The sequence below is a fragment of the Rhodococcus sp. ENV425 genome (genome assembly GCF_002887785.1).
GTDB classification, from domain to species: domain Bacteria; phylum Actinomycetota; class Actinomycetes; order Mycobacteriales; family Mycobacteriaceae; genus Rhodococcus; species Rhodococcus aetherivorans.
Genome location: NZ_PCZU01000252.1, coordinates 15,984 through 30,214 on the forward strand (window position 1 = coordinate 15,984; position 14,231 = coordinate 30,214).

Below are 14,231 nucleotides of genomic sequence, written 5' to 3' on the forward strand. Positions count from 1 at the left end.
GGAGATCCCGGACCCCGGAAACGTCTGTGCCATCACCTCATGATCCCGGCACCCGGCCGTCGGCGTCCACCGAAACGGCGACGACTAGGGTGGGGGCGTGGATCGGGTGGCATCGTGGTGGGACGGCTTCGAGTTGTGGCTGGCCGGCCTTCCCTTCGTCCCGCAGGTCGCGCTGGTGCTGGTCGTCATGGTGCCGTTGTGCGCCGGCGTGGCCTGGCTGCTCGACCGCGCCCTCGCGGGCGTGCTCGCGGCCGTCGGACGCAGAGAGCCGGCCGCGTCCGAACGGAAGACGGAGGATCGCTGACATGCCACGCTCGCGCGTGACCCTGGCCCTGCTGGCCCTGCTCGTTCTGGTCGTCGTGGCCTGGCTGCTGACCCGCTGACCCTGCGCCGGAGGTACGTCGTGAAATCTCGTCCGGGCCGGCGCGTCGCGGCGCTCGCCTCGATCGCGGCCGTCGTGCTCACCGCGTGTTCGGCCGGCTCCGGCGATCGCGGCGACGCGGCCGAGGCCGCCTCCGGGCCCACCGTCGACCTGTACGCCCACGAGGGTGCCCGGGCGGCGCTGGACACGGTGATCGCCGCGTTCGGCGCCACCGAGGCCGGCGAGGACGTCCGGTTCGACGTCGCGTCCGGTCCGTCCGCGCAGCAGGCCGTCGCCGTCGTGGACGGCGCCTCGGCCGATTTCGTCACCTTCGCATCGGTGCCGGACCTGACCGGCCTCGTCGACGCGGGACTCGTCGACCCGGACTGGAACGCGGGAGCGTACCGGGGAGTCCCGTACGGGTCCGTCGTCACGATGGTCGTGCGGGAGGGCAATCCGCGGGGTGTGGCGGGCTGGGACGATCTGCTCGCGCCCGGTCTCGAGGTGATCACCCCCGACCCGTCGGCCTCCGGTGCGGCGAAGCTGAACCTGCTCGCCGCGTACGCCGCGACGAGCGACGGCGGTGCCGATCCGCAGGCGGGGCTGGACTACCTCGCCGCGCTCGTCGGTGACCACGTCGAAACCTCGCCCGCGAGCGGCGAAGAGGCCGTGGAGGCGTTCGTGCAGGGTGCCGGCGACGTGCTGCTCCTCTCGGAACAGGAGGCGTTGCGGCTCGAGCGCGACGGCGCCGCCGTCCGGCGTGTCCCCCTGACCACCACTCTCCGGATCGACAGCCCCGCCGCGGTGATCGACAACGCACCCGACGTGCGGGCGGCCCAGGAGTTCAACGACTTCCTCTACACCGGGGAGGCGCAACGGCTGTGGGCGGCGGCCGGATTCCGGCCCGCCGACCCGGGTGCCGCACGCGAGTTCGCCGACGACTTCCCGGCTCCCGAAAGACTGTGGACCGTCGAGGATCTCGGTGGCTGGAGCACGGTCGACGCCGAGCTGTTCCGGCCCGGTACCGGCAGCATCGCCGTGATCTACGCCGACGCGGCGAACTAGGGCGACGGAGCCGGGGATCCGCGCGCCCTGCGGACTGCTGCGCTCGAAATCCCTTGCGCGACCGGAGGTCACGGCCGCATGCGTCACTCGCGGCAGATGAGTACCGGGCAGCGGGAGTGATGGAGCAGGCCCTGGCCGGTGGAGCCGAGCAGAGCCGACGCGATCGTGCTGCGACCGTGGCTGCCCACCGCGACGAGTTGCGCGTCGATGGAACGCTCGATGAGGGCCACCATCGCGCCGCGGCGCTCGAGCTCCGTCCGCAGCTCGACGTCGGGATACCGCTCGCGCCAGCCGGCCAGGCTCTCCGCGAGGTCGGCGACCTTCTGCTCCGCGTACGTCGTCCAGTCGACGAAGCGGGCGGACTCGTCGTAGCCCCGCAGGGTCGACTGCTCGGTCCATGCGTGCACGGCGATCAGCGGTACGCCGAGGAACGACGCGAACTCGAACGCATGCTCGATGGCGGCGTTGCTCAACGCGCTGCCGTCGACGCCGACGACGACCGGCCGGGTGTCCACCTCCTCGTGGTCGCCCTCGCCCCGCCACGCGACGACCGGGCAACGGGCGTGGTTGGCGACGCGGACGACGTCGGAGCCGGCGAACATCGAGCGCAGTTCGCCGGTCGTGGTCCGGCCCACCACCAGCAGGCGGGCGGTCTTCGACAGTTCGACGAGGGTCTTCGCCGGCGGTCCCGGCCGGCTGCTGCATTCGACCGTGACGTCCGTGCGGCCGTCGAGCGCCGCCTGGCGGGCGCGTTCGAGCAGCCGTTCGCTGTCGGCCTGCAGGAGCTTGGCGAACTCCTCCTTGGATCTGCCGCCGGTCGCGCTCGGCGCATCGGGCAGCACGTTGACGAGGTGCAGCGGCTCGCGGAAGATCCGGGCGGCAGATGCGGCCCAGTGGGCCGCGGAGAACGAGCCGTCCGAACCGTCGATGCCGACTACGATCCCGTGCCGAATCGGTGCTGTGGCCATGACGATGCCTCCTTGCCTCGACTCCAGTCTGTCCCGATAGGACCGGCGTGCGCCAGAGGCAATCGGTGGTTGTCAGGCGATGTGGCGCGCGGTGATCCCGGCGTGCACGAGCGACTGCCGGTAGCGCTCGTCGATCACGAGCCCGACGGAATCGGAGGCCGCGAGGGTGGCGGCGCAGCTGACCTCGGGGAACGCCGCCCGGGCGGCGGCGACGGCGCGGTCCCACAGCAGGCCGGGGGCGAGCATCCACGGCGCGAGCACGAGGGTGGTGGCGCCGGCGGCGCGCAGGGCCGCCAGGGCGTCGACGACGGTCGGTGCCGCGGCGGTGGCGAAGCACGTCCGGCCCCACGCCCACGACGTGCCCCGCAGCAGGCGCGGGGTGATCGCGTCGGTGGCGGCGTTGGCGTCGTGGCGGCGGGATCCGACCGCGCACAGCGCGACGCCCACCGTCGGGTCGGTCCGGGAGACACCGGTGGCGGCGATCGCCTCGCGGGCCGCCGCGACGAGACGGTCGTCGGCGCCGAGGACGTCCGCCTGGATCACGTCGAGAAGCGGGTGCCGGGCGCGGGCCTCGGCGAGCAGCGCGGGCAGATCCACGCGGGCGTGGAAGGCGCTGCCCAGCAGCAACGGGACCACCACCACGCGGCGGTGTCCCTCGGCGGCGACGGCGTCGACGACCTGCCCCACCGACGGGGTGTTCAGGTCCAGGAACGCAAGCCGCACGTCCCGGCCCGGGTGGCGTTCCCGCAGCGCCGCGAGTACGGCAGCCATGGCGCGCGCCGAGCGCGGGTCACGGCTGCCGTGCGCGACGGCGACGAGCGGGATCATGCGGGGACGCGGTCCCCGAGTTCGATCTCGGCGAGGCTGTTGCCCACCAGGCCCGCCGCGAGGGTGTTGCCGCCCGCGGGATCGATGAGCAGGAAGCTGCCCGTGCGCCGGTTGACCTTGTAGTCGTCGGCCGCGATGGGCTCGGCGACCCGGACGGTGATGCGGGCGATCTCGTTGAGCTCGAGCGACTCGGGGGTGGGAACCGAGGTCAGGGTCTGCTCGTCGAAGCGCTCCTCGAGCGTCCCGACGATCGCCTGCGTCGTGCGGGTGCCGTGCTTGAGCAGCAGCCGGGCACCGGGCCGCAGCGGCTTCTCCGCCAGCCAGCACACCGTCGCCTCGAACTGGCCGATCGGTTCCGGGGCGGCGGCCGGGGCGGCGATGACGTCGCCGCGGGAGACGTCCACGTCGTCCGCGAGGATCAGCGTGACGCTGCGGCCGGCGTGCGCGACGTCGAGCTCGCCGTCGGCGGTGTCGATCCGCTCGATCGTGGTCCGGGTGCCCGCGGGCAGGATCACGACCTCGTCGCCGGGACGGACACTGCCCGCCGCGACCTGTCCGGCGTAGCCGCGGTAGTCCGGGAACTCGGCGGTGCGGGGCCGGATCACGTACTGGACCGGGAACCGCAGCCCGATCTCGTGACGGCCGTGGACGTCGGCGTCGACCGGGACGGACTCGAGGTGCTCGATGAGCGTCGGACCGTCGTAGTATGGCGTGTTCTCCGAACGGACCGCGACGTTGTCCCCGTGCAGGGCGGAGACCGGGATCTCCTGCACGTCCTCCGGGGACCAGCCGAGCGACCGGGTCAGGGCGTTGAACTGGTCGCAGATGTCGGCGAACACGCGCGCCGGGTCGTCGACCAGGTCGATCTTGTTGACCGCCAGGACGAGCTTGGGCACGCCGAGCAGCGCGAGGACGGCGGCGTGCTTGCGGGTCTGCGCGATCACGCCCTTGCGGGCGTCGACGAGCAGCACCACGAGCTGGGCGGTGGACGCACCCGAGACGGTGTTGCGGGTGTACTGCACGTGTCCCGGGGTGTCCGCGAGCACGAAGCTGCGCCGGGGTGTGGCGAAGTAGCGGTACGCGACGTCGATGGTGATGCCCTGTTCGCGCTCGGCGCGCAGGCCGTCGACGAGCAGGGACAGGTCGGGGGTGTCGAGACCCTTGTCGACCGAGGCGCGGGTGACCGCGTCGATCTGGTCGGCCAGCACGGACTTGGTGTCGTACAGCAGCCGGCCCACGAGGGTGGACTTGCCGTCGTCGACGCTGCCGGCGGTGGCGAGTCGAAGGAGGTCGCTCATGATCAGAAATATCCCTCTCGCTTGCGGTCCTCCATGGCCGCTTCGGAAACGCGGTCGTCGCCGCGGGTCGCCCCGCGCTCGGTGAGCCGCGACGCGGCGACCTCGGAGAGGATCGCCTCGTTGTCGGCGGCCTCGGACAGGATCGCGCCGGTGGTGGAGCCGTCGCCGACCGTGCGGTAGCGCACCGACCGGACCTCGAGTTCCTCACCCTCGGCCGGGCCGCCCCAGACGCCGGGCGTCATCCACATGCCGTCGCGCCGGTACACCGGGCGCTGGTGGGCGTAGTAGATGCCGGCGAGTTCGACGTTGTCCCGGGCGATGTACCGCCAGATGTCGAGCTCGGTGAAGTTGCTCAGCGGGAAGACCCGCACGTGCTCGCCGGGGGCGTGCCGGCCGTTGTACAGGTTCCACAGCTCGGGCCGCTGCCGCTTGGGATCCCACTGGCCGAAGGCGTTGCGCAGCGAGAAGATCCGCTCCTTGGCGCGGGAGCGCTCCTCGTCGCGGCGGCCGCCGCCGAACACCGCGTCGAAGCGGTTCTCGGCGATGGCGTCGAGCAGCGGCACCGTCTGCAGCGGATTGCGGATCCCGTCGGGCCGCTCGGTGAGGCGGCCGTCGGCGAGGTAGTCCTCGACCTTCGCCACGTGCAGCCGCAGCCCGTACTTCTCGACGACGTGGTCGCGGAACTCGAGGACCTCGGGAAGGTTGTGCCCGGTGTCGACGTGCAGCAGCGCGAACGGCAGCGGCGCGGGCCAGAAGGCCTTGAGCGCCAGATGCAGCAGGACCGTCGAGTCCTTGCCGCCCGAGAACAGGATCACCGGGCGCTCGAATTCGCCGGCGACCTCGCGGAAGACGTGGATCGCTTCGGACTCGAGCGCGTCGAGGGTGTCGAACCTGTCGCCGTCCGACTTGCGCCGGGATTCGGAGAAATTCGTGTCGATGAGTGTCATGAGGCGTGCAACCCGCATTCGATCTTGGCTCGGCCGGCCCACCGTCCGCTGCGCGGATCGGCTCCGGGTAGTGGTTTGGCGGTGCAGGGGGCGCACCCGATGGACGGATAGCCCTCGTCGACCAGGGGATTGACGAGGATCCCGTGCTCGTCGATGTAGTTCTGCATGTCCTCGTCGGACCACGCGGCGATCGGGTTGATCTTCACCAGCCCGAAGGCATCGTCGAAGGAGATCAGCGGGGCGTTGGCCCGGGTGGGGGCCTCCACCCGGCGGATGCCGGTGACCCACGCCTGATAGCCCTTCAGGGTCTCCTTCAGCGGCACCACCTTCCGCAGGCGGCAGCACTCGTTGGGGTCCCGCGCGAACAGATCCTTGCCGAGCAGTGCGTCCTGCTCGGCCACCGTCTGCTGCGCCTTGGCCTCGACCAGGTTGACGCCGTACACCTGCGCCACGGCGTCACGGGTGCCGAGGGTCTCCGCGAAGTGGTAACCGGTGTCGAGGAACAGCACGTCCACGCCGGGATGCACCTGCGCCGCGAGGTGCACGAGCACCCCGTCCTGCATGTTCGACGCCACGATGTACGAGTCGCCGAAGTTCTCCTCGGTCCACTGCAGCAGTTCCCGCGCCGAGGCGCCGTCGAGAGTGGCCGCCCCCTGCGCGGCCAGCTCCCTCAGTTCCTCCGTTGTCCGTGTCGTGGTCACGTTCCGTCCTTCGATCGTCTGCTCCCCGGTCATCGCAAATCGGCCTCGTCCGCGCGCAGCACCCACTGCGAGAAGCGTTCTCCCGCAGTGCGGTGCTTGACGAAGTTGCGCACCACGCGCTCGATGTAGTCGCCCATCTCGGCGCTGGTCACCTTGTGCTGGCGCAGCTTGCGGCCGAACGCGGCATCCATGCCGAGCGTCCCGCCGAGGTGCACCTGGAAACCCTCCACCTGGTTGCCGTCCCCGTCGTCGACGAGCTGGCCCTTGAAGCCGATGTCGGCGACCTGCGAACGCGCGCACGAGTTGGGGCAGCCGTTGATGTTGATCGTCACCGGAACGTCCAGCTGGGCGTTGATGTCGGCGAGGCGCTGCTCGAGCTCGGGCACCAGCGCCTGCGAGCGCTTGCGGGTCTCGACGAACGAGAGCTTGCAGAACTCGATGCCCGTGCAGGCCATCAGGTTCTTGCGCCACGGCGTCGGGTTCGCGGGCAGGCCCAGTTCGCCGAGGTCGGCGATCAGCTGATCTACCTTCTCGTCGGCGACGTCGAGCACGATGAGCTTCTGGTACGGCGTGAAGCGGATGCGATCGGATCCGGCCTTCTCGGCCGCGTCGGCGACGGCGGCGAGGATCGTGCCGGAGACCCGGCCCGCGATGGGGGCGACGCCGACCGCGTTGAGCCCGTTGCGCAGCTTCTGCACGCCCACGTGGTCGATCGGGCGCGCCGGCTTCTCCGGCGCGGGTCCGTCCAGCAGCGGCCGCTTCAGGTATTCCGTTTCGAGAACGTCCCGGAACTTCTCGACGCCCCAGTCCTTGATCAGGAACTTCAGCCGCGCCTTCGAGCGCAGGCGGCGGTAGCCGTAGTCGCGGAAGACCGACACGACGGCCTCCCACACGTCGGGCACCTCGGCGAGCGGGATCCACGCGCCGACCCGTTGCGCCAGCATCGGATTCGTCGACAGGCCGCCGCCGACCCACAGGTCGAAGCCGGGGCCGTGCTCGGGGTGGTTCACGCCGACGAACGCGACGTCGTTGATCTCGTGCACCACGTCCTGCTGACCGGAGATCGCGGTCTTGAACTTGCGCGGCAGGTTCGAGTACTTCGGGTCGCCGATGTAGCGGCGGACGATCTCCTCGACCGCCGGTGTGCCGTCGATGATCTCGTCGAGGGACTCGCCGGCGAGGGGGGAACCGAGCACCACGCGGGGGCAGTCGCCGCACGCCTCGGTGGTCTTCAGGCCGACGGATTCGAGACGGCGCCAGATCTCCGGGACGTTCTCGACCTCGATCCAGTGGTACTGGACGTTCTCGCGGTCCGACAGGTCGGCGGTGTCGCGAGCGAACTCGGTCGAGATCCCCGCGATCGTGCGCAACTGCGCGAGGTTCAGGGCGCCGCCGTCGCAGCGCACCCGCATCATGAAGTACTTCGCCTCGAGCAGATCGATGTTCTCGTCGCCGGTGTAGGTGCCGTCGTAGCCCTGTTCGCGCTGCGTGTACAGGCCCCACCAGCGGAAGCGGTTGCGCAGGTCGCTCCGGTCGATTCCGTCGAATCCCGTGTGCGCATAGATGTCTTCGATGCGCCGGCGCACGTTGAGCGGGTTGTCGTCCTTCTTGACCTGCTCGTTGGGGTTGAGCGGCTCACGGTAGCCGAGGGCCCACTGGCCCTCCGCGCGCTGCTTGGCGGGCCGGGCCGGGCGGCGGCGGGCCGCGGCGGTTTCGGTCGTATCGCCGGCGGGGGAGACGTCGGTGGTCGACGACATACGGGTACTCCTGGAGTTCGCGAGGGACCGGATCGGGATCGGCAGGGCGGGCTGAGCCCGGCGCGGACATGCCTCGACCCGGCGGGAAGCGGGGGCTGCCGGGGGTGGGGCCGACTATCGACAGTCGGCGCAGAAACCGGCGGTGCAGGACAGACACCGCGATGCACAGACACGCTTGAGGTCGACGTGGCGTCGCGCCACGAGTCGCACTCCGGGTCCGGTCATGCGGACCATTGTGCCATGTCACGGGCCTGTTCTCGAAACGTGGCGGTATTTACGCCGAATTTCGGGGAAATGCCGAGGTGACAGCGCCGGGCCGGGGTGGCGTGTCCGGGCCGTGTCCGGGCGGCGGGCTCCGGTCGGCCTTCTGGAACACTGGGGGAGTGAGCGGAACCAATGTCGGAGTCGGAGCAGGGTTCGAATTGCCGGCCTCGGCCCTCGCCGGTGTCGGTTCCCGCCCGTTCGGCGTGTACGTGCACGTCCCGTTCTGCGCGAGCCGCTGCGGCTATTGCGACTTCAACACCTACACCGCCGGAGAGCTCGGCACGTCCGCGTCTCCGCAGTCGTGGCTCGAGGGGTTGCACAGCGAGCTCGACATCGCGGCGCGACTGCTCGGCGCCCCGGCGGCGCAGACCGTCTTCGTCGGCGGTGGCACCCCGTCGCTGCTCGGTGCCGACGGCCTGTCGCAGGTGCTCGCGGCGGTCCGGTCGAGCTTCGGCCTCGCCCCGGGCGCGGAGGTGACGACGGAGTCCAACCCGGAATCGACGTCGCCGGAGTTCTTCGACGGCATCCGCGGGGCCGGTTACACCCGCGTGTCGCTGGGCATGCAGTCCGCCGCCCCGCACGTGCTCGCGGTGCTCGACCGCACGCACACCCCGGGCCGGGCCGTCGCGGCCGCGGGCGAGGCGCGGGCCGCCGGATTCGACCACGTCAACCTGGACCTGATCTACGGCACCCCCGGCGAGCGGGACGAGGACCTCGACGCGTCCCTCGACGCTGTGCTCGCTGCGGACGTCGATCATGTCTCGGCGTACGCGCTGATCGTCGAGGACGGCACCGCGCTCGCCCGCCGGGTGCGCAGGGGCGAACTGCCGGCCCCCGACGACGACGTGCTCGCGGCCCGCTACGAGCGCATCGACGCGCGGCTCGAGGCCGCCGGCCTGACCTGGTACGAGGTGTCGAACTGGGCGCGCGCCGACGATCCGTCGGCGCGGTGCGCCCACAACCTCGGCTACTGGGACGGCGGCGACTGGTGGGGGGCCGGGCCGGGCGCGCACAGCCACGTCGGCGGCGTCCGCTGGTGGAACGTCAAGCACCCGGCGCGCTACGCGGACGCGCTCGCCGCCGGCGGGCTCCCGGTCGGGGGCAGCGAACTGCTCACCGCCGGCGACGTCCACACCGAACGGGTGATGCTCGAGGTGCGGCTGCGCACCGGCCTGCCGCTGGACGTGCTCGCCCCCGAGGAACGACGCGCCGCCGAGACCGTCGTCGCGGACGGCCTCGCCGACCTGCGCGCCGGCCGGCTGGTGCTCACCGATCGCGGCCGGCTCCTCGCCGACGCGGTGGTGCGCGCGATCCTGACCTGACCGCGCAGCCGCCCGGCGCCCTCACCGCGCAGCGGTGCGATGTCCTGACCGCGCAGCGGTGCGATGTCCCGACCGCGCAGCGGTGCGATATCTACGCCTCGGTGGTGTCGGCATCCGGGGCGTGAGGGAACAGGGCGTCGTAGTCGAACACTCGCGCATGCAGGACGGTGCGGTTGCGCAGCGCCGAGCGCACGGCCCGGTGCAGGCCGTCCTCGAGGTACAGGACACCCTTCCACTGGACCGCGTGCGGGAAGAGGTCGCCGTAGAAGGTGGAGTCCTCCGACAGCAGCCGGTCGAGCTCGAGCACCTTCGTGGTGGTGACGATCTGGTCGAGCCGCACCTGCCGGGGCGGGATCTGCGCCCAGTCGCGCAGCGAGAGCCCGTGGTCGGGATACGGCTTGCCGTCCCGGACGCCCTTGAAAATCATGGCACCAACTTACGACGCCTCGCCGGCGGGCGCCGTCCCGCTCGCCGTCCGGGACCGGCGACTAAACTGGAGCGAAACGGCACGCAGTGCACCGTCCTGCGGTGGTGCGTGCCGTTCCGGGTGCGACAGCAGAGACGGAGGTGGGCGGGATGTCGAGCACCGAGGAACGGCGCTTCCAGGTGTTGCGAGCGATCGTGGCCGATTACGTGTCCACCAAGGAACCCATCGGTTCGAAGACGCTCGTCGAGCGCCACAACCTGGGCGTATCCAGCGCGACGGTCCGCAACGACATGGCCGTGCTCGAGGCCGAGGGGTACATCACCCAGCCGCACACCAGCTCCGGCCGGGTTCCCACGGACAAGGGCTACCGCCAGTTCGTCGACCGGATCGCCGACGTCAAGCCCCTCTCGGGGGCCGAGCGCCGGGCGATCCTGCAGTTCCTCGAGTCGGGTGTGGACCTCGACGACGTGCTGCGGCGCGGCGTCCGGCTGCTGGCGCAGCTGACCCGGCAGGTGGCGGTGGTGCAGTACCCCACGCTGTCGGCTTCGTCGGTCCGCCACCTCGAGGTGGTCGCGTTGACCCCCGCCCGGTTGCTGCTGGTGCTCATCACCGACTCCGGCCGGGTGGACCAGCGCATCGGCGAGCTCGGTGACGTCCTCGGCGAGGAGCACCTGTCGCGGCTGCGGGACCTGCTCGGTGCCGCGCTGACCGGTAAGCGGCTCGCCGCGGCGTCGATCGCGGTGAGCGAGCTGGCCGAGGATGCGCCCGACGAGCTGCGCGATGCGGTCATCCGCTGCGCCACCGTGCTGGTGGAAACCCTCGTCGAGCATCCCGAGGAGCGGCTCGTGCTCGGCGGCACGGCGAACCTGACGCGTAACGCCGCCGACTTCGACCCGCACGCCGGCTTCCCCGGCTCGCTGCGTACCGTGCTCGAGGCGCTCGAGGAGCAGGTGGTGGTCCTCAAGCTGCTGGCGGCGACGCAGGACGCCGGCCGCGTGACGGTGCGGATCGGCGAGGAAACCCAGGTCGAGCAGATGCGCGGCACGTCCGTGGTGTCCACCGGGTACGGTGCCGCGGGCACCGTCTTCGGCGGCCTCGGTGTGCTCGGCCCCACCCGGATGGACTACCCGGGGACCATTGCGTCGGTGGCTGCGGTCGCCCGCTATATCGGTGAGGTGCTCGGCGAACGCTGAGCGCCGGGCGGCGCGGACGGACCACCCGACGACACAACATCTGTGCGAATAGAGAAGGACGAAGAACTCACGTGGCACGGGACTACTACGGGACGCTCGGCGTGTCGAAGAACGCGACCGATCAGGAGATCAAGCGGGCGTATCGCAAGCTCGCGCGCGAGCACCACCCGGATGTGAACCCGGACGAGGCGGCGCAGAAGAGGTTCCAGGAGATCTCCACAGCGTACGAGGTGCTCTCCGACCCGGAGAAGCGGCGCATCGTCGACCTCGGCGGGGATCCGCTCGGGTCCGGGCCGGGGGCGGGCGGTGGCTTCTCCGGTGCCGGCTTCGGCGGCCTCGGCGACGTGTTCGAGGCGTTCTTCGGTGGCGGGGCCACCACGTCCCGCGGGCCCAGGGGCCGCGTCCAGCCCGGCGCGGACTCGCTGCTGCGCACCCGGCTGACGCTCGAGGAGTGCGCCACCGGTGTCAGCAAGCAGATCGCCGTGGAGACCGCGATCCTGTGCGACGGCTGCGCCGGGTCCGGTACCAACGGCGACTCCAAGCCCGTGCGCTGCGAGACGTGCGGCGGCGCCGGTGAGGTGCAGTCGGTGCAGCGCTCGTTCCTCGGCCAGGTGATGACCTCGCGGCCGTGCCCGACCTGCCGCGGCGCCGGCGAGACGATCCCGGACCCGTGCCGCAAGTGCGGCGGCGACGGCCGGGTGCGGGCCCGCCGCGAGATCACGGTCAAGGTGCCGGCCGGTGTCAGCAACGGCATGCGCATCCGGCTGGCCGCGCAGGGCGAGGTCGGCCCCGGCGGCGGCCCCGCCGGCGACCTGTACGTCGAGATCATCGAGCAGGCGCACGACGTGTTCGTGCGCGACGGCGACGACCTGCACTGCACGATCCGGATCCCGATGGTCGACGCGGCGCTGGGCACCACCGTCGTGCTCGACACCCTCATCGACGGACCCGCCGAGATCACCGTCGAACCCGGCACGCAGCCCGGGTCGGTGGCGGTGCTGCGGGGCCACGGCATGCCCAAACTGCGCTCCGGGGTGCGCGGGGATGTGCACGCCCACCTCGAGGTGGTGGTCCCGTCGAAGCTCGACGGCAAGCAGTCCAAGCTCCTCGAGGAGTTCCGTCGCAAGCGCGAGCACGAGGTGCCCGAGGTCGTCACCACCGGCTCGCAGCACGCCGGGGGCTTCTTCTCCCGGCTGCGCGACGCGTTCAGCGCGCGCTGAGGCCCGGGCGGTGGCCGCAACCCTGTTCTATCTCGATCCGCTGCCCGAGGCCGGGGCTGTCGCGGTCCTCGACGGCAAGGAGGGCCGCCATGCGGCGACGGTGCGGCGCATCGCGGTGGGTGAGCGCCTCGTCCTGTCGGACGGCCACGGCCACGTCGCCGACGTGGAGGTGACGGCCACCGCGAAGGACCGGCTCGAGGCCCGCGTCCTGGCTCGGCGCGAGGTCCCCGCACCGCGCCCGTGGGTCACCGTGGTGCAGGCGTTGCCGAAGTCCGATCGTTCCGAACTGGCCGTGGAGCTGGCGACGGAGGCGGGTGCCGACGCGTTCGTGCCGTGGCAGGCCGCGCGGTGCGTCGCCCGCTGGGACGGGCCGAAGGCGGCCAAGGGCGTCGCGCGATGGCAGGCCGTCGCGGTGGCGGCCGCGAAACAGTCCCGGCGCGCCCACGTTCCCGAGGTGGCGCCGGTCCAGCGGACCGCGGGCGTCGCTGAGGCCGTGCGCGCGACCGTCGCCCGCGGGGGTGTCGCGGCGGTCCTGCACGAGTCGGCAACCGAACCGTTCGCCGCGCTGCCGCTGGCCGACGTCCCCGAGCTGATGCTCGTGGTCGGGCCGGAGGGCGGCGTCGACGACGCCGAGATCGCGGCGCTGACGGCCGCGGGGGCCCGGCCGGTGCTGCTCGGGCCGACGGTGCTGCGAACGTCCACCGCCGCGGCCGTCGCGCTCGGAGCGGTGGGAGTGCTCACCGCACGGTGGAGCGCCCGGCCCGTCGAATGACCCGGGAACCGGCTCCGGAACGCGTTCGGAGGCTTCCGGTTCCGGGCTTTCCTGGGGATCTCGCCGCGCGGACCGCGCTTCACGGGGCCCGGCGGTCGAGCCGTACGGCCAGGCCGTCGAGCGGCGCACCCAGGCCTAGCTCGAACAGGTGGTCGAGGTCGAAGTCGTAGCCCTCCGCGGAGAGTGCGACGAGTGACTGGGCGAACGTCGGGTAGCTGCCGGAGCCGACGATCGCCTCCAGCGCGGGAAGCTGGTCGTCCACATGAGCCCCTGCGGCTCCCGCACGGTGCGCGGCTGCCGCTGCACTAGCGTGTCACGCATGTCCCGAACCCGTATCGCCTACGGTCCGCAGCCGCAGCAGTTCGGCCACCTGTACCTGCCGGACGCCGCGGATCCGGCCGGGCCCGTGCCCGTCGTGATGGTGGTCCACGGCGGCTTCTGGAGCGGGAAGTACCACCTCAACCTCGGCACGCCGCTGTCGCTCGAACTCGCCGCGCACGGTGTGGCGGCGTGGAACGTCGAGTACCGGCGGCTCGGCGCGGGCGGGCGGTGGCCGGAGATGTCCGCCGACGTCGTCGCGGCCCTCGACGCCGTCGCCACCGCGGTGGCCGAGCGGGCCCTGGCCGCGGGTGTCGAACTCGATCCGGCCCGGGTGCGGGTCGTCGGGCACTCGGCCGGCGGTCAGCTCGCCGTGTGGCTCGCGGGTCAGCGCACGCAGGTGCGCCCCGAACTCGTCGTCTCCCAGGCGGGTGCGCTCGACCTCGCGTCCGCGGGTGAACGCGGCCGGCGGATCGGGTACATCGAGGACCTGTTCGGTCAGCCCTACGACGCGGATCCGGAGTTGTACCGGTCGGCGTCGCCCCGGCACCGGGTGCCGATCGGTGTGCCGGTCGCTCTCGTGCACGGCACCGAGGACGCCCAGGTGCCGGTGAAGGTCGCCGAGCGCTATGCCGCGGCGGCGGTCGCCGCGGGCGATCCGGTGGAACTGCACGTCGTCGACGGGGAGGACCACTTCGCGTTCCTCGACAAGCGGACCCGCAGCTGGGCGCTGTCGCGCGACCTGCTGCTCGCCCCCGAACCGCTGGGTTCGGGGGCGCGCTCGGCGGGC

Annotated in this window: 15 protein-coding genes; 7 read left to right on the forward strand and 8 right to left on the reverse strand. The window is 71.9% G+C overall.

The features are described 5' to 3' along the window. Window positions 1-97: 97 nt before the first annotated feature. Both CQZ88_RS22040 and CQZ88_RS22045 read left to right on the forward strand, forming a co-directional pair. Window positions 98-304, forward strand: a complete 207-nt coding sequence (locus CQZ88_RS22040; protein ID WP_006933801.1) for a hypothetical protein — start codon at window positions 98-100, stop codon at window positions 302-304. Window positions 305-403: 99 nt separating this feature from the next. Then, complete coding sequence (locus CQZ88_RS22045; RefSeq protein ID WP_006933802.1) at window positions 404-1,426, forward strand: extracellular solute-binding protein; 1,023 nt, start codon at window positions 404-406, stop codon at window positions 1,424-1,426. A gap of 83 nt (window positions 1,427-1,509) precedes the next feature. On the opposite strand, the gene CQZ88_RS22050 is transcribed toward CQZ88_RS22045, so the two are convergent. From CQZ88_RS22050 to CQZ88_RS22075, 6 genes are all read right to left on the reverse strand, one after another. Beyond that, window positions 1,510-2,394, reverse strand: a complete 885-nt coding sequence (locus CQZ88_RS22050) for a universal stress protein (RefSeq protein ID WP_006933804.1) — start codon at window positions 2,392-2,394, stop codon at window positions 1,510-1,512. A gap of 72 nt (window positions 2,395-2,466) precedes the next feature. Continuing rightward, window positions 2,467-3,222 carry a sirohydrochlorin chelatase gene (locus tag CQZ88_RS22055; RefSeq protein ID WP_006933805.1) on the reverse strand — a complete coding sequence of 252 codons (756 nt, stop codon included), beginning with the start codon at window positions 3,220-3,222 and terminating at the stop codon, window positions 2,467-2,469. Then, on the reverse strand, window positions 3,219-4,520 hold the full coding sequence (locus CQZ88_RS22060) for a sulfate adenylyltransferase subunit 1 (RefSeq protein WP_006933807.1): 1,302 nt from the start codon (window positions 4,518-4,520) through the stop codon (window positions 3,219-3,221). The genes CQZ88_RS22055 and CQZ88_RS22060 overlap by 4 nt, the downstream gene beginning before the upstream one ends. A gap of 2 nt (window positions 4,521-4,522) precedes the next feature. Continuing rightward, on the reverse strand, window positions 4,523-5,467 hold the full coding sequence (cysD, locus tag CQZ88_RS22065; protein ID WP_102800309.1) for a sulfate adenylyltransferase subunit CysD: 945 nt from the start codon (window positions 5,465-5,467) through the stop codon (window positions 4,523-4,525). After that, complete coding sequence (locus CQZ88_RS22070; RefSeq protein ID WP_006933811.1) at window positions 5,464-6,201, reverse strand: phosphoadenylyl-sulfate reductase; 738 nt, start codon at window positions 6,199-6,201, stop codon at window positions 5,464-5,466. The genes cysD and CQZ88_RS22070 overlap by 4 nt, the downstream gene beginning before the upstream one ends. Beyond that, window positions 6,198-7,925: a nitrite/sulfite reductase gene (locus CQZ88_RS22075; protein ID WP_006933822.1), complete on the reverse strand. Its 1,728-nt coding sequence runs from the start codon at window positions 7,923-7,925 to the stop codon at window positions 6,198-6,200. The genes CQZ88_RS22070 and CQZ88_RS22075 overlap by 4 nt, the downstream gene beginning before the upstream one ends. Window positions 7,926-8,308: 383 nt before the next feature. On the opposite strand from CQZ88_RS22075, the gene hemW reads away from it, so the two are divergent. Further along, window positions 8,309-9,511, forward strand: a complete 1,203-nt coding sequence (gene hemW, locus CQZ88_RS22080) for a radical SAM family heme chaperone HemW (protein ID WP_006933827.1) — start codon at window positions 8,309-8,311, stop codon at window positions 9,509-9,511. A 91-nt stretch (window positions 9,512-9,602) separates the two neighbouring features. Here the strand turns inward: hemW and CQZ88_RS22085 are convergent, their stop codons facing one another. Further along, complete coding sequence (locus tag CQZ88_RS22085) at window positions 9,603-9,938, reverse strand: type II toxin-antitoxin system VapB family antitoxin (RefSeq protein WP_006933828.1); 336 nt, start codon at window positions 9,936-9,938, stop codon at window positions 9,603-9,605. Between the two features lie 149 nt (window positions 9,939-10,087). On the opposite strand from CQZ88_RS22085, the gene hrcA reads away from it, so the two are divergent. From hrcA to CQZ88_RS22100, 3 genes are all read left to right on the forward strand, one after another. After that, window positions 10,088-11,131 carry a heat-inducible transcriptional repressor HrcA gene (gene hrcA / locus CQZ88_RS22090; protein WP_102800310.1) on the forward strand — a complete coding sequence of 348 codons (1,044 nt, stop codon included), beginning with the start codon at window positions 10,088-10,090 and terminating at the stop codon, window positions 11,129-11,131. A 71-nt stretch (window positions 11,132-11,202) separates the two neighbouring features. Further along, window positions 11,203-12,351, forward strand: a complete 1,149-nt coding sequence (gene dnaJ, locus CQZ88_RS22095) for a molecular chaperone DnaJ (RefSeq protein ID WP_006933832.1) — start codon at window positions 11,203-11,205, stop codon at window positions 12,349-12,351. Window positions 12,352-12,361: 10 nt separating this feature from the next. Continuing rightward, the gene (locus CQZ88_RS22100) at window positions 12,362-13,123 is read left to right on the forward strand and encodes a 16S rRNA (uracil(1498)-N(3))-methyltransferase (RefSeq protein WP_006933834.1); all 762 of its coding nucleotides are present in this window, start codon (window positions 12,362-12,364) and stop codon (window positions 13,121-13,123) included. 79 nt (window positions 13,124-13,202) lie between these two features. Here CQZ88_RS22100 and CQZ88_RS22105 read toward each other — a convergent pair whose 3' ends face one another. Beyond that, a complete protein-coding gene (locus CQZ88_RS22105) occupies window positions 13,203-13,385 on the reverse strand; it encodes a hypothetical protein (protein WP_006933836.1) in 183 nt (60 codons plus the stop codon). Between the two features lie 57 nt (window positions 13,386-13,442). Here CQZ88_RS22105 and CQZ88_RS22110 point away from each other — a divergent pair. Then, the coding region (locus CQZ88_RS22110; protein WP_029544344.1) for a S9 family peptidase at window positions 13,443-14,231 on the forward strand (789 nt) is incomplete at its 3' end.